Source organism: Camelimonas lactis (genome assembly GCF_004342915.1).
GTDB lineage: Bacteria > Pseudomonadota > Alphaproteobacteria > Rhizobiales > Beijerinckiaceae > Camelimonas > Camelimonas lactis.
Genome location: NZ_SLWL01000003.1, coordinates 164,824 through 185,615, shown reverse-complemented (window position 1 = coordinate 185,615; position 20,792 = coordinate 164,824). Strand labels below are relative to the sequence as shown.

Genomic DNA, 20,792 nt, shown 5'->3' with positions numbered 1-20,792 from the left:
GGACCTTTCTGCGCTTCAATCAGGATCGCCTTTTGATGGAAGGGCGTTGCCCGTTAGCTGTCCGCCAGAATACGCCGGACGATGTTTGCAACGGGCACTTCCCAGAATGGCAGGCGCACGCCGTGCGCCTGTTCCAGCCGTGTGCAATCAAGCAGCGAGTTGCGCGGCCGGGCGGCGGGCGTTGGATACCCGGCGGTACTGATGCGGCGCACCTGCGCCGAAGGTCCACCGAGGGCGCGGGAGGCGCTGAAAATCTGCTCGGCAAAATCCGCCCAGGTTGGGGCCGTGCTTCCGGCGATCGCCGTCATGTGGAAGACGCCGTGCAGCGCCGGGTCGTCGGGACGGGCGGCGAGATTGCGCGCCACGGCAATGACGCCACCGGCAATGTCGAGGGCTGAGGTCGGCGCGCCGGTCTGGTCAGCGACAACGGACAACTCGTCCCGACTTTCGGCAAGCCGAAGCATGGTTTTGGCGAAGTTCTTGCCGAAAGGACTGTAGACCCAGGCGGTGCGCAGGATCGCGGCTTTGGGCGCCGCGGCCTGCACCGCCATTTCTCCGGCAAGTTTGGTCTTGCCATAGACGGAAAGTGGATCGGGACTGTCGTCTTCGTTCCATGCGCCATCTTTCTGGCCATTGAAGACGTAGTCGGTCGAGATCTGGATGAACGGGATGTCTGCCCGCGCGGCGGCCTGGGCCACGGCCTCGGCGCCATCGCAATTCACCGCGTGGGCGATATCGGGTTCCGATTCTGCCTGGTCCACCGCCGTATAGGCGGCGGCGTTGACGATCACATCGCAGTCGACGCCAGCCAGGGCGCCGGCGATGGCGTGCGGCCGCGTCAGGTCCAGATCAGGTCTGCCCAAGGCAAAAACTGACAGATCATTTACTCCTTGCGCCTGCTCCAGCAGCGAGCGCGCCAGCTGACCTTCCGTGCCGGTCACCAGAATCCGCATGGGCTTTTCACCACCATTGTTTGTCGTACGCGCGCGTTCAATCGAACCAGGAAGGAAGATCCGCAAGGCGCGGCTGCTTCAGATCCTTTGGTGAAAGCAGGGCCTCTGCGCCGGACACCGGCCAGTCGACGCCGATATCCGGGTCGTTCCACAACACGCCATGGTCGTTGGCCGCCGAATAGGGCGCCGTCACCTTGTACTGGACCTCGGTGTCGGGCTCGAGCGTGCAAAATCCGTGAGCAAACCCGACGGGCACCCACAACTGGCGCCAGTTTTCGGCGGAAAGCTCAACTGCAACGTGCTGGCCATAGGTTGGGGACGATCGACGCAGGTCGACAGCCACGTCCAGAATCCGGCCGCGCGACACGCGCACCAACTTGTCCTGGGCGAACGGTGCTGACTGGAAGTGCAGGCCGCGCACGGTGCCGACCGGACCGGACAGCGAATGGTTGTCCTGAACGAAATCAGCGTCGACGCCGGCTTCGCGCATGGCTTGCCGATTCCACGTTTCACTGAAGAAGCCGCGCTGGTCGCCGTGGCGCACTGGCGTGATGATCTTGACGTCCGGCAGGGCGGTAGGGGTGACGGAAAGCATGGAGAAAGCCTGTGATTTTATGTGTACGGATCAGGCGGACAGGCCGAGGCGTTCACCCCGATATCCGCCTGAGCGCACCCGATCCCACCATTGCTGGTTTGCGAGATACCATTCGACGGTTTTTCGCAGACCGCTTTCAAACGTCTCTTTCGGCTTCCAGCCAAGTTCGCGTTCGATCTTGCTGGCGTCGATGGCGTATCGCTGGTCATGGCCCGGGCGGTCCGCGACCCAGCTGATCAGGCGCTCGCGGCTGCCCCCGGCGCTGTCTGGCGCAAGCTCGTCAAGCAGGGCGCAGATGGCGCGCACCACGTCAATATTCTTCCGCTCGTTCCAGCCGCCGATATTATAGCTCTCACCGACGCGACCGCGGGTCGCCACTTCAATCAGCGCCCCGGCGTGGTCGTCGACATACAGCCAGTCGCGCACGTTGTCGCCCTTGCCGTAAACTGGAAGCGGCTTGCCCTCGAGCGCGTTGATGATCATCAACGGAATCAGCTTCTCAGGGAAATGGTAAGGCCCATAATTGTTCGAGCAATTGGTCATCACCGTGGGTAGACCGTAGGTATGGCGCCAGGCCCGGACGAAATGGTCTGACGCCGCCTTGGAAGCGGAATAAGGCGAGTTGGGCTGGTAAGGCGTTTCTTCGTGGAAGAAGCCGTCGGCTCCCAGGGAGCCGAACACCTCGTCCGTCGAAATGTGGTGAAAGCGAAACGCCTCGCGGCCGGCTTCGTCCAGGTTGCGCCAGTAACCGAGGGCGGCCTGGAGCAGGGTGAATGTGCCGGTGACGTTGGTGGACAGAAATTCGGCCGGGCCGTCGATTGAACGGTCGACGTGGCTCTCGGCGGCGAGATGCATGATCACGTCCGGCCGGAACGATGTCACCGCCGCGTCCATGGCGCCCTGGTCGCGAATGTCGGCCTGAAGGAAACGGTAACGCGGGTTGTTGGCGACCGGCTCGAGCGAATCGAGATTGCCGGCATAGGTCAGCGCGTCGACAACGAGCACGTCGTGCGGCGTGTCGCGCACCAGTTTGCGGACCACGGCCGATCCGATAAAGCCCGCCCCGCCGGTAACCAGAAAACGTTTCGCCATAACCTGCCTGTATCAGCTTCACATAAAGAGGGTTGGCGCCGCGCCTGCCAGGGCGGCGTCTGTCAGGTCCAGAGTGGGCGCCATTGCCTTGCTGTCAATCCTCGGATCGTTTCCCTCGCCGTTTCAGTCGCTCGCCCGTAGCGCCGCGGCAGATGCTGCGCAGCCGACAACCAATGAGAACAGGGTGAGCGCCGCCAGGACCAGCAAGGGGGTCCGGAATGGGGTCAGACCGTCCAGCGCCGACATGGTGGCCGATACGCCAAAAATCAGCACGGGCGTCATCAGCGGCAGGGAAAGGATCGCCAGCAGCAGGCCGCCGCGGCGCATGCCGGCGGTCAGCGCGGCCCCGGTGGCGCCAATGAATACCAGCGCAGGCGTACCGACCAGCAGGGTGATTGTGACCGCCAGCATGGCCGCTGGCGACAGCGCCAGCAGCAACCCGTAGGCGGGAGCCGCGATCACCAGGGGCAGGCCGGTCACCAGCCAGTGCGCCGTGGCCTTGGCCAGGACAACCAGTTCCAGTGGGGCCGATGACAGACGCATCTGTTGCAGCGAACCATCCTCCACATCGGCCTGGAACAGACGGTCCAGTCCAAGGAGAATGGAAAGGACAGCGGCAAGCCAGAGCATCGCTGGCCCGATGCGGGCCAGCAGCGCCGGATCCGGCCCGATCGCCAGCGGCGTCATGGTGACGATCAGCAGGAAAAAAACCAGGCCCAGCGCCGCGCCGCCACCCTGACGCAGGGCGAGGCGAATGTCACGCTGGAGGATGGCCGCCAGCGCTCCTGTCATGGTGCGGCCCGCGCCGGCGCGTATCCCATCAGCAATTCGTCTTCGCAGTCGTCGTCTTCCCAAAACGGCTCTTCGTCGCCGGCGTCGATAGCGGGAGGGGCGAGGTGCAGCGTCAGGGCGTTGTCGAGGCCAAGCGGCTGGTGGGTCGCCGCGATAATCATGCCGCCCCCGGCAAGATGCCGCTGCATCAGAGCGGTGAGACCGCGGATCGAGCGTTGGTCAAGCGCGCCGGCTGGTTCGTCCATCAGCCAGACGGGCCTGCTGCATGTGAGAAGCCTGGCCAGCGAAACCCGGCGGCGCTGTCCGGCGGACAGATGCTCCACCGGCATGTCCATGGCGTGGCTGAGGCCCACCGCTTCCAACGCTTCGCCAATTCCCGTGGCGGAGGCGCCCAGAAGCCTTCGCGCCCAGGACAGGTTCTCCTGAACGGTCAGGGACGGCTTCAGACCGTCGCGATGCGCCATGAGGCCGATCAGCTCGCCGGGCGCCCGCTCCTGATCATTGCTGAGCGTGATGTCGCCCCCTGCTGGCGGCAGAAGGCCGGCGATCATGGCGATAAGGCTCGATTTTCCGGCGCCGTTGTCGCCGGTGATGACAAGCGCTGATCCCGACGCCACGCGAAAGGAAATGTCGCGGAAAATGAGCCGGCCGCCACGGCGACACGACAGGTTGTTGGCTGTGAGGATCATGGAGGCTGTGTGCCATGTCGCGAAGCGCCGGGCAACGGGCTGAAACGGCGCGAATCCGCCCGCCAGATGGCGTCATGCGCAGATTAGAATGACTCGCGGCTATGGCGAAAGGTGAAGAAACGCTCTATAAAAATCATGGCTGCGCCGCGCGCGTGACGCGCGGGGCCTGGGCACTCCCGGGGCGGCGCGCGCATTGGGCGTCCAGATGATTCCGGCCATGCCGGTGGCGTCGGGGCGTCCGCTGTCATCCGGAAGGTGACCGGTCGCCCTGTCCGCAGACGTTGGCGACACAGGCGTCGATCGGTCTCCCCGCAGTCACGCTCAGGATTCGCCATGACTTCTCTCGACAGTTTCAAAAGCCGCCAGATGCTTCAGGTCGGCGAGCGCGCCTATGCTTATTATTCTCTGCTGAAAGCCGAGGAAAATGGTCTGCCGGACGTATCGCGCCTGCCATTCTCCCTGAAGGTTCTTCTCGAGAATCTGCTGCGATTTGAAGACGGTCGTTCCGTCCGCAAGGACGACATCCTGGCGGTGGCCGCCTTTGCCAACAACCGTGGCTCCGAAGAGCGTGAGATTGCCTTCCGCCCGGCGCGCGTACTGATGCAGGATTTCACCGGCGTGCCTGCGGTTGTGGATCTGGCGGCCATGCGCGACGCCATGAACAGCCTCGGCGCCGATCCTGTGAAGATCAATCCGCTGGTGCCGGTGGATCTGGTCATCGACCACTCGGTGATCGTCGATGAATTTGGCACGCCGAAAGCGTTCGGCGACAACGTCCGTCTTGAGTACCAGCGGAACGCAGAGCGCTACAAGTTCCTGCGCTGGGGTTCGGAAGCGTTCAACAATTTCCGCGTCGTGCCGCCGGGCACCGGCATCTGCCACCAGGTTAACCTTGAGTACCTGTCGCAGACGGTCTGGACGCGCAATGAGAATGGCGTTGAAGTCGCTTATCCGGACACCCTGGTCGGCACCGACTCGCACACCACCATGGTCAATGGCGTGGCCGTGCTCGGCTGGGGCGTTGGCGGCATCGAGGCTGAGGCGGCCATGCTGGGCCAGCCCCTGTCGATGCTGATTCCCGAGGTGGTCGGCTTCAAGCTCGCCGGCAAGCTGCGCGAAGGCGTCACCGCCACCGACCTGGTGCTGACCGTGACCCAGATGCTGCGCAAGCGCGGTGTGGTCGGCAAGTTCGTGGAATTCTATGGTCCGGGTCTCGACGCCATGACTGTCGAAGACCGCGCCACCATCAGCAACATGGCGCCCGAGTATGGCGCGACGTGTGGCTTCTTTCCGATCGACCAGGCGACCGTCGACTGGCTGGCCAAGACCGGCCGCGCGCCGGAGCGGGTGGCGCTGGTGGCCGAATACGCCAAAGCCCAGGGCCTGTTCCGCACCAGCGAGACGCCGGATCCGGTGTTCACCGATACGCTGTTCCTCGATCTCAATGACGTCGAGCCGTCGCTTGCTGGCCCCAAGCGCCCCCAGGACCGCGTGTTGCTGAGCGGCGCCAGGCAGGGCTTCGTTGCTTCGATGGAGAGCGAGTTCAGGAAGGCCGCCGAGATCGCCAAACGCTATCAGGTGCAGGGCAAGAATTTCGACCTCGGCCATGGCGACGTGGTAATCGCCGCCATTACGTCCTGCACCAATACCTCCAACCCCAGCGTGATGATCGGCGCTGGCCTGCTGGCGCGCAACGCCGCCGCGAAGGGGCTGAAGTCGAAGCCGTGGGTCAAGACTTCGCTGGCGCCGGGATCGCAGGTGGTGGGTGAGTACCTCGCCAAATCCGGTCTGCAGGCTGAACTCGACAAGCTGGGCTTCAATCTGGTCGGCTTCGGCTGCACGACCTGTATCGGCAACTCGGGGCCATTGCCGGAGGAGATTTCCAGGGCGATCAACGACAACGACATTGTCGCCGCCGCCGTGCTGTCGGGTAACCGCAACTTCGAGGGGCGCGTCAATCCGGACGTGCGAGCCAATTATCTGGCTTCGCCGCCGCTGGTGGTCGCCTATGCCCTGGCCGGGTCACTGCAGGTCGATCTGACCAGCGATCCGCTGGGCGTCGGCTCTGACGGCCAGCCGGTTTACCTGCGCGACATCTGGCCGAGCTCCGCTGAAATCCAGGAGTTCATCGACCGGAACATCTCCCAGGCGCTGTTCCGCGCCCGTTACGCCGATGTGTTCACGGGCGATGAGAACTGGCGCAAGATCGAGATTTCTGGCGGCAACACCTATGGGTGGGACAGCCAGTCCACCTATGTGCAGAATCCGCCTTACTTCGTTGGCATCACCAAAACGCCGAAGCCGGTGGAGGACATCGTCGGCGCGCGCGTGCTGGGGCTGTTCCTCGACTCGATCACGACCGACCATATTTCGCCCGCCGGTTCGATCAAGGCGGCGAGCCCGGCAGGCAAATATCTGCTGGATCATGGCGTCGCCGTTGCCGACTTCAACCAGTACGGCACCCGTCGCGGCAACCATGAGGTGATGATGCGCGGCACCTTCGCCAACATCCGCATCAAGAACCAGATGGTTCCGGGTGTGGAAGGCGGCGTCACCATCCATTATCCGGGGGGCGAGCAGATGCCGATCTATGACGCCGCCATGAAGTACCAGGCGGAGGGCACGCCGCTGGTGGTGTTCGCCGGCAAGGAATATGGCACCGGTTCGTCGCGTGACTGGGCCGCCAAGGGCACCAACCTGCTTGGCGTGCGCGCCGTGATCACCGAGAGCTTCGAGCGCATCCACCGCTCGAACCTGGTGGGCATGGGTGTATTGCCGCTGGTGTTCGAGCCTGGAACGAACTGGCAGACTCTCGGCCTGAAGGGTGATGAAACCGTCACGATCCACGGTCTTGGCGAAAGCCTGCGCCCGCGCCAGACGTTGACGGCGGATATTACCCGCGCCAATGGCGAAAAACTCAGTGTGCCGCTGATCTGCCGCATCGATACCCTCGACGAGCTGGAATATTTCCGCAACGGCGGCATCCTGCACTATGTGCTGCGCCAGCTCGCGGCCTGAGGCAACGGCCCAGGAACGGCAATTGAGAAGGGCCCGGGACATGTGTCCCGGGCCCTTTCCATAGCAGGGGCGGTTTGATGGGAGACCGCCAGGACTACGCGCCCGTTGCCGCGGGAACCTCTTTTTTGATCTCGGGAACTTCCATGCCGTGCCGCACGATGGCCTCCTCAATCGGGCCGTCGAAGACGATCTGGCCGTGTTCCATGACGATGCCGCGCGTACAATATTCCAGCAGCGATTTTGGATCATGTGAAGCCAGCACGAGAATGCCGGCGCTGGCGATCAGTTCCTGCACCCGCTGCCGCGCCTTGCTGGCGAAAGCGGCGTCGCCGACGCTGATCAGTTCATCCATCAGCAGGATGTCGGGTCGGATCGCCGTGGAAATGGCGAAGGCCAGCCGCAAGTTCATGCCGGACGAATAGGTGCGCATGGGCAGATCGAGGAAGTCACCGATTTCCGCGAACTCAGCGATTTCCGGAATACGCTCACGCGCCTCCGGTATGGTCATGCCGATGATTGCCCCGCGCAGGACGATATTCTCGGCCCCGCTCATCTCCGGATCCATGCCCATGGTGATGTCGAGCAGCGACGACACGGCGCCTTCGATCTCGGCCGTGCCTGACGATGGTTCGTAAGCGCCTGACAGCACCCGCAGCAACGTCGACTTGCCGGCGCCGTTGTGACCGAGAAGGCCCAGTCGGTCGCCATTGGTCAACCTGAGGTTGATGTTCTTCAGGGCGTTGACAGAAACGACGTCGCCGTCCGCAGCGACGGAGCCGCCAACGCGAGCCATCAGATTGCGCCGGATCGAGCGACCGCGCGCATTGTAGATCGGGAATTCGACGCAGGCGTTTTCAAGGATAATCGAGGCCAAGACGTCTCTCCCTCACAGCCAGTAAACGATACGCGCCCGCAACCTGGCGAACAGGGGCCCGGTGATGGCGTACAGCAAGACGATGACGAGAATGGCGACGCCCCAGGTCCACAGGCTCGGCGCCCGGCCGTTCATCGGCTCGGCGACGATGCGGAGGAAGATGGCGAAGGGATTGAGGCCGACCACAAAGGGGGCGGCGGCGCCAAGCTGATCGACTTTCCACATGATGGGCGTGAGGAAAAAAGCGATCTGCAGCACGTTCTGGATGATCACCGGCGTGTCGCGGAAACGGGTGGAGATCATGCCGATCAGCATCACAACCGGATAGGCCGCGACCAGCAGCATGATCATGCCCGGGATGGCGAGCAGCATCTCCCAGTCGGGCCAGACGCCAAACAGCAGGAACACCAGGGGGATGATGATAATATTATGCGCAAACATGATGAGGTTGCGCATGATCAGCCGCATGGCGAACAGGGTCTTCGGCATGGCCTCCTGACGGAGGTAGACGCCGGAACTGCTGAAAACCCCCGTGGCGTCCATGATGATGCCCTGGATCAGCGTCCAGACCACATAGTTGACCGCCAGATAGGGCAGATAGGTGCGGATGTCCTGTTTGAACAATGTCGAATAAACGAGGCCAATGCCGCCGACGAAGGCCGCCATGCTGAGCGTGATCCAGAAAGGGCCGACGCGCGAGCGTTTGTAGCGCTGGCGTATGTCCGTCATCGCCAGCAGGTTCCAGACGTGCCAGGCTGACAGGCCCTGCCGCGCGTCTGCGATCGCCCGTTGCCAGTCCCGGGATGATGGCTTGAGAGACATGATACTCCTGGAGCCTGGTTGTCCGCCGAGGGACGATGGCGGCGCGGGCGTGACGCCAGCTTGCCGCACTGCTGGAAAATGTGGCCTTGTACGCTGGTTGGCCACCAGGTCGAAAGGCGCACCTATACATCATGAAGGCATGTCGCGAAACGTCGTCCTGTGGTGGATGACAGGCGGATGGCGGGCGCTTGTAATGGACCAGGCCACTGACGCCATTGCGACATGGGCGCTGAGGCGTCGCGATCAAATCCGGTGAACGCCATTGGACAACACCCCCGACGGCGGTATAGGTACGCCCAAACCGGCCAGCGCGCGTTGGCTGGAATCATTTCAGCAAGTCGGTGTTTCTCCGGATGCATCAGACCTGTACAGGATCAGGAGCACGTAATGGCGTCCACTTTCGACACCGTTGCAGACATCATTGCCGACACCTGCGATATTCCGCGCGAGCAGATTACGCCGGAGTCGCACGCCATCGAGGACCTCGGCGTTGATTCGCTGGCCTTTCTCGACATTGCCTTCGCGATCGACAAGGCTTTCGGCATCAAGCTGCCGCTCGAGCAGTGGACCCAGGAAGTCAACGAGGGCAAGGTCCCGGCGGAAGAATACTTCGTCCTGAAGAACCTGTGTGATCGCATCGACCAGCTCGTCGCCGCGAAGCAGGGCTGAATAACGATCTGTTCCGTGCCTGAAGAGACGTATCCAGACGGATACGGCTCTTCAACCCGTTGAAGGCGCCTCTATGCATCTCGAATATTTCAGGATGATCGACGGGGTCGCTGCGCTCGACATGGGCGACAAGCGCATCCTTACGACAGCGACCGTTCCCATGGAAAGTCCTGTGTTCGAAGGGCATTTTCCCGGGTATCCGCTGATGCCAGGCGTGCTGCTGACGGAGACGATGGCCCAGGCCTCGGGCTTTCTCTTGCTCGCCCTCAGCGACTATGATCGTATGCCCTTCCTTGCCGGGGTGGAGAAGGCAAAGTTTCGTTCATTTGTCGGCCCCGGCGCGCGTCTTGAAATCGAAGCCCGTCTTGAGCATCTCGGATCTGGCTATGCGGTGACCAAAGCCCGGATTCGCAGCGACGACAGAACAATCTGCGACGCCGAGCTCATGTTCCGGCTGCTGCCATTCCCTGACGGTATGTCGGCGCTGATGCAGGAGAGGGCGCGCGATATCGGTCTTGCTCCTTCGGAGGCGTCCTGAATGGACCGCGAAATCTGGATTACTGGCATTGGCATGGTGTCGTCCGCTGGCGTTGGCGTCGCGGCGCATCTGGAGGCGCTGAAAAAAGGCGACGCGCCCCAGGTCGATAACGACAGTTTCGCGCCCTATCGCGTTCACCCGGTCGTCGCGGTTCCATACGAGCAGCAAATCCCCAAGAAGGCTGACCAGCGGCAGATGGAAGCCTGGCAGAAGCTTGGGGTGTTTGCCGCCGGCATGGCGCTGGACGCCGCCGGCCTGAAAGGCGACGCCGAGCGGCTGGGGCGGCTTGAAATGATTGTCGCCGCAGGTGGCGGCGAGCGCGACTATGCGGTGGACGGCCAGATTCTGACCCAGGCCCCGCTCTCCGAGCATCCAGCCGAGATGCTCAATGAGCGTCTGATGAGCGATATCCGGCCCACCATGTTCCTGGCCCAGCTCTCGAATCTGCTGGCCGGGAATATCTCGATCGTGCACGGGGTGACCGGTGGCTCCCGCACCTTCATGGGCGAGGAGCAGGCTGGTGTTGACGCCCTGCGCATTGCCGAGGCGCGCATCCGCGCCGGGCAGGCTGACGCGTTCCTTGTCGGCGGCTCCTACAACGCCGAGCGCCCGGACGTGCTGCTGATCTACGCCATGGCTGATTATCTTTGGACGCATGAGTATGCGCCAGTGACGGAGCGTGAAGATCGCGGCGGCGGCTTCATTCTGGGTTCGGGGTCGGCCTTTCTGGTTGTGGAGGCGGCGGACGTCGCCAGGGCGCGGGGAGCTACGCCGCTTGCCCGTCTCGATGCTGTCGCGTCGGATATGCCCGCGCGCAAGCCAGGGTCCGTCGCTGCATCGCTGGACGGGATGTGGGGGCGGATTGCGGCGGACTTTGATCCATCGCGAGGCGTGGTGTTTTCCGGCGCCACCGGCGCTGTCGGCGTGACCGCCGAAGAGCAGTCAGTGCTCGCCCGGCGGGCTGGCGACGCCAGGGTCCACGTCACGGGCGATCTGTTCGGGCATCTGGTCGAACCGCAGTTTCCGGCCGGCGTTGCGCTGGCGGCCGCCGCCCTTTCGGAGGGGTTGTATGACGACGCGGTGGTGACTGGCGTCGGTCACCGGCGTGGAGAGGGAAGCGCGCGTCTGTCGCGCGTGGGTTGAAACGCATGGTTTTTCTGGCGGAGCAGCGCGCATGACGTCGCCACATCGCGATAGGGCAGGCCGGCCACTGGTGGCTGTCACCGGTCTTGGCATTGTCACCTCCCTCGGCGAGGGCAAGGAGGACAACTGGGCCGCGCTCACGGCAGGCCAGTCGGGCGTAAAGCGGCTCAGCCGCTTTCCCGTTGCGGGTCTCAAGACCACGATCGCCGCCACCGTTGATTTCATCAAGGCGGAGCCGTTCTGCGCTCCGGCGTTGTCGCAGGAAATGGCGATGCGGGCTGGCGCGGAGGCTGTTGGCCAGGCCGGCATCGGCGCGCCGGGGGATTTTCCCGGTCCGCTATTCATCGCCGTGCCGCCAGTCGAGATGGAGTGGCCGCACCGGCGGGCGCTGGCGGAAGCTGGCGCCAATGGCGAGGACGTGACCTACGCCACGTTGCTGGCTGGCGCGCGCACCGGGAAATTCCGGGCATGGTACGAACTGTTCCTGTTCGGGACCGTCGCCGAGAATGTCGCGCGGTGTTTCGGGACCAAGGGATCCCCAATTTCGTTGTCGACGGCCTGTTCGTCGGGCGCGACCTCGATCCAGCTTGGCGTCGAGGCGATCCGGCGCGGCGAAACGCAGGCGGCGCTCTGCATGGGAACCGATGGATCGGTCCACCCGGAATCGTTGATCCGGTTCTCGCTGCTCTCCGCCCTTTCGACACAGAACGATCCGCCGGAAGGCGCCTCCAAGCCGTTTTCGAAGAATCGCGACGGCTTTGTCATGGGCGAAGGCGCGGCTGCGGTGGTGCTGGAAGATTATGACCACGCCCTGGCGCGCGGCGCGAAGATTCTTGGCTTCGTGCTGGGATGCGGCGAGAAAGGCGACAGCTTCCATCGCACGCGCTCCAGTCCGGACGGCGCGCCGGCGATCGCCGCCATCGAAGGCGCGATCCGCGACGCGGGCCTGTCGCCGGACGACATCGACTATGTCAATGCGCACGGCACCAGCACGCCTGAGAACGACAAGATGGAAGCGCTGGGACTGGCGTCAGTGCTTGGCGAGCGGATGAAGTCCGTGCCGATTTCGTCCAACAAATCGATGGTGGGGCACACTCTGACAGCCGCTGGCGCAGTCGAGGCGGTGGCGTCGCTGATGACCATCGCCACGGGGCGGATTCCACCGACGATCAACTACAACGTTCCAGATCCGGCCATTGAGCTCGATGTGGTGCCGAATGTCGCTCGTGACGCCAATGTGCGTTACGTTCTGTCGAATTCGTTTGGCTTCGGCGGGCAAAACACCTGTCTGGTGTTCTCTGGCGAGCCAGGTTGAACTGGCCGGAATGGGCTGCAGACCGACGCGGCGCCATGGGCGCCGTGTTCATTTGAAGGAAGGTTTATGAGCAGGCGCGTTCTGGTGACGGGCGGGGGCAAGGGGCTTGGCGCGGCGATCGTCCGCGCTCTGGCCCAGGCCGGATTCGACGTTGATTTCACCTACAGGTCGTCGGGCTCCGCCGCGGAGGCGCTGGTAGCCGAACTGTCCGCAGCGTCGTCGTCCGAAGCCCATCGCGCCTTCCAGCTCGATCTGGCGGATCAGGCCGCCGTCGACGCCTTTTGCGCCGCGCATGAGGACGAGGGTTATTACGGCTTCGTGCACAACGCCGGTCAGTCTTATGACGCCCTGGCAGCGATGATGGCTCGCGAAAAGGCCGAGGAGGCCATGCAGGTCAATTTCTGGTCGCTGACGACGATCGCCAAGGCGCTGGTGCGCGGTATGGTCCGGGGACGCTCCGGTCGCATCGTAGCCATCGGCTCGATTACCTCCATTCACGCGAATGCAGGCAATGGGGCCTATGCAGCGTCCAAGGGCGCCGTGGCCTCCTGGTTGCGCACGCTCGCGGTGGAAACCGCAAAGCGTGGCGTTACAGTGAACACGATAGCGCCTGGCTTCATCGACACTGACATGATGGCGCGTTACGCCGAGCATCGCGCCACGCTTGAAAAGCAGATTCCGGCCGGTCGTTTCGCGCGCACCGAAGAGGTTGCGGCGCTGACGGCCTTCCTTCTCAGCGACGCCGCTTCATACATAACTGGCGCTGTGCTGCCGGTCGATGGCGGCCTGTCGGCCCAGATCAGCGCGCACCGGTACTGAGGCGCTTCACTGGCCGGTTGCCTGATGCGCCGGCAGGATCATGGGCCCGGGCTGGAGCAGCAGGCCGGGCCGGACAGGCGGGCGGCGCGCGAGCTCCGTTCGGCCGCCGCACGTAACCGCCCCGAAACGGGCGCACCAGGACCGACCATGCGCGCACTTCAGCTTTTTGGTGATCGGGATCTTCGCCTCACCGATATCGAGCCGCCGCCGCCGCCCGCCGCGGGCGAGGTGCAGATCCGCACGCGCGCCATCGCGCTGAACTATCTCGACGTCTGGGGTTTTCGCGGCATGGCCTTCGCCCGCCGCAAGATGCCCCAGGTTGCGGGCGTCGAGGCTTCCGGGGAGGTTGTGGCGGTTGGCGAAGGCGTCAGCCGCTTTCAGGCTGGCGACAAGGTGGTGATGTACGGCGCTGAGACCTGCGGGCATTGCAAGGCTTGCAGGGAAGGCCGCGACAATTTGTGTGAGAACGTCGCCGGCATTCTTGGCTTCCATGTCGATGGTTTTGCCCGGGAACTGATCAACCGGCCCGAGCGCCTGGTTATAAAGGTTCCCGACAACGTCAGCTTCGATGACGCCGCCTGCGCGCCGATCGGTTTTGGCACCGTGCAGCACATGCTGTTCGACAATGCAAAACTCGAGCCTGGCGAAACCATCCTGGTGCACGCGGGCGGCTCCGGCATCGGCACCGCCGCCATCAAGATGGCCAAGGATATCGGTTGCTACGTCTATACGACGGTCGGTGACGACGCCAAGGGCGAACGGGCGAAGGCGCTTGGCGCCGACATGGTCATCAACTACCGCACCGAGCGCTTCGAAGGCGTCGTGCGCAAGGCGACCAGGCGCAAGGGCGTCGATGTGGTTTTCGAGCACGTCGGCGTCGACACCTGGAACGGCAGCCTGCTGTGCCTCAAGCGCGGCGGTCGTCTGGTGACCTGTGGCTCCACCTCGGGCATTTCCACCACCCTGAACCTGATGCAGCTGTTCCAGCAGCAATACCGCATCACCGGCTCCTTCGGCTGCAGCATGGGCAACATTGTCCAGTCGCTGGACAAGATGGCGCGGGGCATGAATCCGGTGATCGATTCGGTGTTCGAGCTGCCGGATTTCCTCAAGGGGCTCGAACGGCTGGAAGGGCGTCAGGCGTTCGGCAAGGTGATCGTGCGCTTTTGATGCGCTCTTGAGCTGGGCTTCCACCTGGTCGCCCGGACGATCCGTCTTTCTGGTTTCACGCATTGTCTTCCTGCGAACTGACGCTCATTTCGCCGGAGAGTGCATTCATATATGAGCTGGCCATGACTGCAGACAACAAGGCGTCCGGGGTATCGCAGAAGACCGATCCGGGCCGTTTTTTCGAACACTTCCGCATCGGCGAGGTGATCCGTCACGCGACGCCGCGCACCATCACCACTGGCGACGTGGCGCTTTACACGGCGCTATACGGGCCCCGCTTCGCCGTGCAGTCGTCCGACGCGTTCGCGCGCAGCATCGGGTATGCGCGCAGCCCGGTGGATGATCTGCTGGTGTTCCATGTGGTGTTCGGCAAGACGGTGCCTGATATTTCGCTGAACGCAGTGGCCAACCTCGGCTATGCGGAAGGCCGTTTTCTGCGACCGGTCTATCCGGGTGATACGATCTCCACCGTGTCCGAGGTGATTGGCCTCAAGGAGAATTCGAACCGCAAGACTGGCGTCGTTTACGTTCGCTCCACCGGCTACAACCAGAACGGCGAAGCGGTGCTGGCGTATGTGCGGTGGGTGATGGTGCGCAAGGCTGACGAATCAGCGGCGCCCACCGGCGAGCATGTGCCGCAGCTCGAAAAGGCTGTCGCCGCAGCAGATCTTGGCGCCGCCGTTCCGGCGCTCGATGTGGGCGCCTGGTCGAACGAACTGGCCGGAAGCCGTTACCGCTTTGACGATTATGAGGTGGGCGAGCGTATCGATCACGTCGATGGCATGACGGTGGAGGAGGCTGAACAGCAGATCGCCACCCGCCTGTACCAGAACACCGCCAAGGTGCACTTCGACGGCCACGCCGCGAAGGACACACGCTTCGGCAAGCGCCTGATCTATGGCGGCGTAGTGATTTCTCTGGCGCGGGCGCTGTCGTTCAATGGCCTGGGCAACGCCTTCCACATCGCGGCGATCAATGGCGGCCGTCACGTGGCGCCGCTGTTTTCGGGCGATACGGTTTATGCCTGGACCGAAGTGCTGGACAAGGCGGAGGTTCCTGGCCGCTCCGACGTGGGCGCGCTGCGTCTGCGCACCATCGCGACCAAGAACCAGCCGTGCGCCGCGCATCCGTACAAGGTTGGCGAGGACATGGACCCGTCAGTCATTCTCGACTTCGATTACTGGGTGCTGGTGGTTCGTTAAGGCGAATGTCGGTGGCCAGCAATATCGGAAGGGGCGCCCCGGTTGGGGGCGCCTTTTTCATGCCGGGCTCAGTTGCGCTGCAGATGATTGACCAGTTCCCGCGCCAGCGGCGTCAGCCCGGCGTAGCTCCGCACGCAAAGGAACAGTTCCCGTTCGGCCCAGGCGTCGCTGAGGGGAATGGCGGCGATCTTCATGATGCGCTTCGCCCGTTGCGCAGTGGTTTCGGGGACGACGCCGACGCCGACGCCACATTCAACCAGCCGGCATACGCCATCGAATGAGCGCAACTGCACCCGCAGGCGCAGCGGCCGGCCGGCGCGCGCCGCCTTGGCGGCGAGGAAGCGTTGCAGGGCGCTGGAACGGTCCAGACCCACAAATTCATGATCCAGAATGGCGGCAAAGGGTATTTGCGTCTCGCCGCCAGCGAGTGGATGGTCCCGGGCGACCACCAGCACGAAGCGGTCGCGCCGGAAGGGGAACGTTTCCAGCGCGCCGCGGTCCACGGTGCCGGCGACGATACCGATTTCAGCGGCTCCTTCAGCGATCATCCCGACGATTTCTCCAGACAGACGCTCTTCCAGATCGACGGAAACATGCGGATGGGCTGCGAGAAACGCCGAAAGCGCTTCCGGCAGGAACTCAGTCAGGGCATTGGTGTTGGACAGCACGCGGATGTGACCGGCCAGTCCCTCGGTGTAGCGCCCCATATCCTCCCGCAACCGCTCAGCCTGGCCCAGCAGGGTGCGCGCGTGCTGCAGGAACGTCATGCCGGGCTGGGTGAGAGTGACGCCCTGCCTTCGCCGCACAAGAAGCGCAGCGCCAAGACTTTCCTCCATCTGCCGGACGCGGGTTGAGGCCGCCGCCAGCGCCAGATTGCTGCGCTCGGCGCCCCTGGTGATGGAGCCGGCCTCAGCGATATTGCGAAACAGCAGGAGATCGGTGAGATCAAAACGCATGATCCATCCTTCGTGAATGGCGAAGGATGGGTACATGAAAAGCTCATTGATTGCGAGCCATTACAGATTAACGTCATTCTAAACAGATGCAGCAATCCGCAAGCTGTTCCGCATCGCGGAGCCGGTTTCATCCTGATGGAGCCGGGGCCGGAAGCTGCTGAACCGGCAGGCGGCGCCTGTTTCATGTTTGCGCGGTGCGTGGTGACGGCTGCCCTCGCATGACGGGCGCAATGTTCGCGCAAGCGGGAGTAAATGCGTTCCGGCGACTGGTTGGCAGGCTGATTCGCACGAATGTCGAATCGTCCGTTGCAGGCAACGCGAACATTGGTTAGGAACCATTCCAAATTAGGGCGGGCCATGTGTCGCAGCCCCTTGCAGACGGCGTGGTCACGACAGGTTCAGGCCTGTGGCGCGCGCCCCAGCGTTGATGTCATTTGCGGCGAACGCCGCGCGGGTTGAGTGGAGACGTCTTCATGGCGGAGGTTCAGGCGAAATCGCCCGCAAGGCGGCTGGAGGATATCCGGCCGCTGTCGCCGCATCTTCAGATTTACAAGTGGACGTGGACCATGGCGATGTCCGTGTTCCACCGCATGACGGGCCTGGCGCTCTATGCCGGCACGGTGCTCATCGTCGGCTGGTTGCTCGCCCTCGCCGCCGGTCCTGGTCCGTATGAATGCGCCCGCTGGCTGATGACGTCGATCATCGGCAAGCTGGTGCTGGTCGCCTACACGTGGGCCCTGTTCCATCACCTGCTTGGCGGCATCCGTCACTTCATCTGGGATACCGGCGCCGGTTTCGAGCGCGACGCCCGCATGGCGCTGGCGAAATTCACCCTGGTTGGCTCCATCGTGCTCACCATCGCCTTCTGGGTGATCGTGGCGCTGGCGCGCTGAGGCATGGCAATGGCTACGCAAAACCGTTCTTTCCGCACGCCCCGCGCCAATGTCACCGGCCTTGGCGCGGCTCATCATGGCACCGAGCATTTCTGGCGCCAGCGCCTGACGGCGCTCGCCAACCTGCTGCTGATCGTGCCGTTCCTGTGGATTCTCGCCGCCGCCTATGGCCGCGACTATGCCTCCGCGGTGGCGATCGTGTCGCATCCGTTCTCGGCGGTCGTTCTGCTGCTTCTGGTGGTGTCTGTCGCCATCCACATGCGGATCGGCATGACGGTGGTGATCGAAGACTACCTGCCGAACAGGGCGCAGCGCGTCGTCGCGGTCATCGCCAACACCTTCTTCTGCGCGGCGGTCGGGCTGGTCGGCGTGTTCGCCATCGTCAAGCTCAGCGTCGGACGCCTGCTGCTCTGAGGCTGTCCGGCGGACTGCCGCCGGTCGTTTTTTCAATCGTCGTATTTTGCCTCTCCGCCGCTGGAAGCCTCGCTGTTTCCCCGGAGAGCCTCAACGGGGTGATCGATGTCAGCCTCTGCTACCTACACCATCAACGGCCGGGCCTACCCGATCACTGACCATACGTTCGACGTGGTGATCGTCGGCGGCGGCGGCGCCGGTCTGCGCGCCACCGTCGGTTGCTCCCAGGCCGGTCTGCGCACCGCCTGCATCACCAAGGTGTTTCCCACCCGCTCTCACACGGTGGCGGCCCAGGGCGGCGTCGCCGCTTCGCTCGGCAACATGGGCGAGGACAACTGGAAGTGGCACATGTACGACACCGTCAAGGGGTCGGACTGGCTGGGCGATCAGGACGCCATCGAATATCTCGTGCGCAACGCGCCGGCCGCCGTGTATGAACTGGAGCACTGGGGCGTGCCCTTCTCACGCACCGAGGACGGCAAGATTTACCAGCGCCCCTTCGGCGGCATGACCACCGATTTTGGCAACGGTCCGCCAGCCCAGCGCACCTGCGCCGCCGCTGACCGCACCGGCCACGCCATGCTGCACACGCTGTATGGCCAGGCGCTGCGCAATTCGACCGAGTTCTTCATCGAATATTTCGCCATCGACCTGATCATGGACAATGGCGCCTGCCGCGGCGTCATCGCCATCAAGATGGACGATGGCACCATTCACCGCTTCCGCTCGCATCTGACGATGCTGGCCACCGGCGGTTATGGCCGCGCCTATTTCTCGGCCACCTCGGCCCATACCTGCACCGGCGACGGCGGCGGCATGGTGCTGCGCGCCGGCCTGCCCATGCAGGACATGGAGTTCGTGCAGTTCCACCCCACCGGCATCTATGGCGCCGGCTGCCTCATCACCGAGGGTGCGCGCGGCGAGGGCGGCTATCTGACCAACTCCGAAGGCGAGCGCTTCATGGAGCGTTACGCTCCATCCGCCAAGGACCTGGCCTCGCGCGATGTGGTCTCCCGTTCGATGACCGTCGAGATCCGCGAAGGTCGTGGCGTCGGCAAGAACAAGGATCACATCTATCTTCACCTGGATCACCTTGATCCGGCGATCCTTGCCGAGCGTCTGCCGGGCATCTCCGAAAGCGCCAAGATCTTCGCGGGCGTCGACGTGACGCGCGAGCCGATCCCGGTGCTGCCGACCGTGCACTACAACATGGGCGGCATTCCCACGAACTATCACGGCGAAGTGCTCACCAAGGTTGGCGGCGATCCGGATTCGGTGGTTCCCGGCCTGATGGCGCTTGGCGAAGCCGCCTGCGTGTCGGTGCACGGCGCCAATCGTCTCGGCTCCAACTCGCTGATTGATCTCGTGGTCTTCGGTCGCGCCGCAGGCCTGCGCGCCGCCGAACTGGTCAAGCCCGGCCAGAAGCACGCTGACCTGCCGGCTGATTCGGCAGACCTCGCCCTGTCGCGTCTGGACAAGTTCCGTTACGCGAATGGCGGGACGCCGACCGCGGAGCTGCGGCTCGCCATGCAGAAGACCATGCAGTCCAACTGCGCCGTGTTCCGCACCGGCGAAGTTCTGGAAGAGGGCAAGAAGCTCATCCATGACGTGTGGCGCTCCGCCGCCGACGTGCGCGTCACCGATCGTTCGCTGGTCTGGAATTCCGATCTGCTGGAGACGCTGGAGTTCGACAACCTGATCACCCAGGCCGTCGTCACCATGGAAGGCGCCGTCAACCGCAAGGAGTCCCGCGGGGCCCATGCGCGTGAGGATTTCCCGGACCGGAATGACGCAGAGTGGATGAAGCACACCCTGACCTGGGTCGATGATCACGCCCGTAACGTCACCATCGATTATCGCCCGGTGCATACCTACACGATGACCGACGACATCGAGTACATCAAGCCGAAGGCGCGCGTGTACTGAGCATCCTCGTCCGGACGCCGGACGGACGTTGAAATGGCCCGGCCGGCGAAGGTCGCCGGGCCGATGACGAGATTGAGGCTGGACGCGAGATGGCCGAATTTTCCCTGCCCAAGAACTCCCGGATTTCCGAGGGTAAGACCTGGCCGAAGCCTGCCTCGGCCGCCCGCATCACCACGTTCCGGATTTATCGCTGGAACCCCGACGACGGCAAAAATCCTGTCATCGACACATACTACGTCGATCGCGATGATTGTGGCCCGATGGTTCTGGATGCTTTGCTCTGGATCAAGAACAACGTCGATCCGACCCTGACCTTGCGCCGCTCCTGCCGTGAGGGCATCTGCGGTTCGTGTTCGATGAACATCAACGGCGCCAATACGCTGGCCTGCACCATTGGCATTGATGAGTGCGTCGACAAGGGCGTGGTGCGCATTTATCCGCTGCCGCACATGCCGGTGGTGAAGGATCTGGTGCCGGATCTCACCACGTTCTACGCGCAGCACGCCGCGATCGAGCCTTACCTGAAGACGGTGACGCCGGCCCCGGAAAAGGAATGGCGCCAGTCGCCGGAAGACCGGCAGAAGCTTGATGGTCTGTACGAGTGCATCCTTTGCGCCTGCTGCAGCACCTCCTGCCCGAGTTATTGGTGGAACGGCAGTCGCTACATGGGCCCTGCGGCCCTGCTGCAGGCCTATCGCTGGCTGATTGACAGCCGCGATGAGGATACTGGCGCGCGGCTCGACAAGCTGGAAGACCCCTTCCGGCTGTATCGCTGCCACACCATCATGAACTGCGCCAATGTGTGCCCCAAGCACCTGAATCCGGCGAAGGCCATCGCGGAAATCAAGAAGATGATGGTGGTTCGCCAGGTCTGACCTGTCCTGACGTTATTTGCATGCGCGGCGTCGGGCC

20 protein-coding genes are annotated in these 20,792 nt (G+C 63.5%); 12 read left to right on the top strand and 8 right to left on the bottom strand.

The window, feature by feature from the left end; genetic code table 11:
- Positions 1 to 53: 53 nt before the first annotated feature.
- From rfbD to ccmA, 5 genes are all read right to left on the bottom strand, one after another.
- Complete coding sequence (gene rfbD / locus EV666_RS05345; RefSeq protein WP_132004188.1) at positions 54 to 953, bottom strand: dTDP-4-dehydrorhamnose reductase; 900 nt, start codon at positions 951 to 953, stop codon at positions 54 to 56.
- Between the two features lie 37 nt (positions 954 to 990).
- Positions 991 to 1,548, bottom strand: a complete 558-nt coding sequence (gene rfbC / locus EV666_RS05340) for a dTDP-4-dehydrorhamnose 3,5-epimerase (protein WP_132004185.1) — start codon at positions 1,546 to 1,548, stop codon at positions 991 to 993.
- A 30-nt stretch (positions 1,549 to 1,578) separates the two neighbouring features.
- Positions 1,579 to 2,640 carry a dTDP-glucose 4,6-dehydratase gene (rfbB, locus tag EV666_RS05335; protein ID WP_132004182.1) on the bottom strand — a complete coding sequence of 354 codons (1,062 nt, stop codon included), beginning with the start codon at positions 2,638 to 2,640 and terminating at the stop codon, positions 1,579 to 1,581.
- Positions 2,641 to 2,763: 123 nt separating this feature from the next.
- The gene (gene ccmB / locus EV666_RS05330; protein ID WP_132004179.1) at positions 2,764 to 3,432 is read right to left on the bottom strand and encodes a heme exporter protein CcmB; all 669 of its coding nucleotides are present in this window, start codon (positions 3,430 to 3,432) and stop codon (positions 2,764 to 2,766) included.
- Positions 3,429 to 4,121, bottom strand: a complete 693-nt coding sequence (gene ccmA / locus EV666_RS05325) for a heme ABC exporter ATP-binding protein CcmA (RefSeq protein WP_132004176.1) — start codon at positions 4,119 to 4,121, stop codon at positions 3,429 to 3,431. Before ccmA ends, ccmB begins: the two co-directional genes overlap by 4 nt.
- Before the next feature lie 333 nt (positions 4,122 to 4,454).
- On the opposite strand from ccmA, the gene acnA reads away from it, so the two are divergent.
- Positions 4,455 to 7,139, top strand: coding sequence for an aconitate hydratase AcnA (gene acnA, locus EV666_RS05320; RefSeq protein ID WP_132004173.1), 2,685 nt, complete (start codon positions 4,455 to 4,457; stop codon positions 7,137 to 7,139).
- Positions 7,140 to 7,233: 94 nt separating this feature from the next.
- Here the strand turns inward: acnA and EV666_RS05315 are convergent, their stop codons facing one another.
- Complete coding sequence (locus EV666_RS05315; protein WP_132004170.1) at positions 7,234 to 8,013, bottom strand: ABC transporter ATP-binding protein; 780 nt, start codon at positions 8,011 to 8,013, stop codon at positions 7,234 to 7,236.
- Between the two features lie 12 nt (positions 8,014 to 8,025).
- Positions 8,026 to 8,835, bottom strand: coding sequence for an ABC transporter permease (locus EV666_RS05310; RefSeq protein WP_132004167.1), 810 nt, complete (start codon positions 8,833 to 8,835; stop codon positions 8,026 to 8,028).
- A 387-nt stretch (positions 8,836 to 9,222) separates the two neighbouring features.
- Between EV666_RS05310 and EV666_RS05305 the strand changes: the two genes are divergently transcribed.
- The 7 genes from EV666_RS05305 to EV666_RS05275 all read left to right on the top strand — a co-directional run bounded on the left by EV666_RS05305 (position 9,223) and on the right by EV666_RS05275 (position 15,691).
- Complete coding sequence (locus EV666_RS05305) at positions 9,223 to 9,504, top strand: acyl carrier protein (RefSeq protein WP_132004164.1); 282 nt, start codon at positions 9,223 to 9,225, stop codon at positions 9,502 to 9,504.
- 73 nt (positions 9,505 to 9,577) lie between these two features.
- A complete protein-coding gene (locus EV666_RS05300; protein ID WP_132004161.1) occupies positions 9,578 to 10,042 on the top strand; it encodes a 3-hydroxyacyl-ACP dehydratase FabZ family protein in 465 nt (154 codons plus the stop codon).
- The gene (locus tag EV666_RS05295; protein ID WP_132004158.1) at positions 10,043 to 11,185 is read left to right on the top strand and encodes a beta-ketoacyl-ACP synthase; all 1,143 of its coding nucleotides are present in this window, start codon (positions 10,043 to 10,045) and stop codon (positions 11,183 to 11,185) included.
- Positions 11,186 to 11,216: 31 nt separating this feature from the next.
- The gene (locus tag EV666_RS05290) at positions 11,217 to 12,500 is read left to right on the top strand and encodes a beta-ketoacyl-ACP synthase (RefSeq protein WP_132004155.1); all 1,284 of its coding nucleotides are present in this window, start codon (positions 11,217 to 11,219) and stop codon (positions 12,498 to 12,500) included.
- Positions 12,501 to 12,566: 66 nt separating this feature from the next.
- Positions 12,567 to 13,319 (top strand): SDR family NAD(P)-dependent oxidoreductase, encoded by a 753-nt coding sequence (locus EV666_RS05285; RefSeq protein WP_132004152.1) that lies wholly within the window; start codon positions 12,567 to 12,569, stop codon positions 13,317 to 13,319.
- 147 nt (positions 13,320 to 13,466) lie between these two features.
- Positions 13,467 to 14,489: a zinc-binding dehydrogenase gene (locus EV666_RS05280; RefSeq protein WP_132004149.1), complete on the top strand. Its 1,023-nt coding sequence runs from the start codon at positions 13,467 to 13,469 to the stop codon at positions 14,487 to 14,489.
- A gap of 122 nt (positions 14,490 to 14,611) precedes the next feature.
- Positions 14,612 to 15,691 carry a MaoC family dehydratase gene (locus tag EV666_RS05275; protein WP_132004146.1) on the top strand — a complete coding sequence of 360 codons (1,080 nt, stop codon included), beginning with the start codon at positions 14,612 to 14,614 and terminating at the stop codon, positions 15,689 to 15,691.
- A gap of 68 nt (positions 15,692 to 15,759) precedes the next feature.
- Here EV666_RS05275 and EV666_RS05270 read toward each other — a convergent pair whose 3' ends face one another.
- Positions 15,760 to 16,647, bottom strand: coding sequence for a LysR family transcriptional regulator (locus EV666_RS05270; protein ID WP_132004143.1), 888 nt, complete (start codon positions 16,645 to 16,647; stop codon positions 15,760 to 15,762).
- 473 nt (positions 16,648 to 17,120) lie between these two features.
- On the opposite strand from EV666_RS05270, the gene sdhC reads away from it, so the two are divergent.
- From sdhC to EV666_RS05250, 4 genes are all read left to right on the top strand, one after another.
- On the top strand, positions 17,121 to 17,540 hold the full coding sequence (sdhC, locus tag EV666_RS05265; protein ID WP_132004141.1) for a succinate dehydrogenase, cytochrome b556 subunit: 420 nt from the start codon (positions 17,121 to 17,123) through the stop codon (positions 17,538 to 17,540).
- Between the two features lie 9 nt (positions 17,541 to 17,549).
- A complete protein-coding gene (sdhD, locus tag EV666_RS05260; protein WP_342635645.1) occupies positions 17,550 to 17,954 on the top strand; it encodes a succinate dehydrogenase, hydrophobic membrane anchor protein in 405 nt (134 codons plus the stop codon).
- Positions 17,955 to 18,059: 105 nt separating this feature from the next.
- A complete protein-coding gene (sdhA, locus tag EV666_RS05255) occupies positions 18,060 to 19,880 on the top strand; it encodes a succinate dehydrogenase flavoprotein subunit (protein ID WP_132004135.1) in 1,821 nt (606 codons plus the stop codon).
- A gap of 89 nt (positions 19,881 to 19,969) precedes the next feature.
- Complete coding sequence (locus EV666_RS05250) at positions 19,970 to 20,755, top strand: succinate dehydrogenase iron-sulfur subunit (RefSeq protein WP_132004132.1); 786 nt, start codon at positions 19,970 to 19,972, stop codon at positions 20,753 to 20,755.
- Positions 20,756 to 20,792 lie beyond the last annotated feature (37 nt).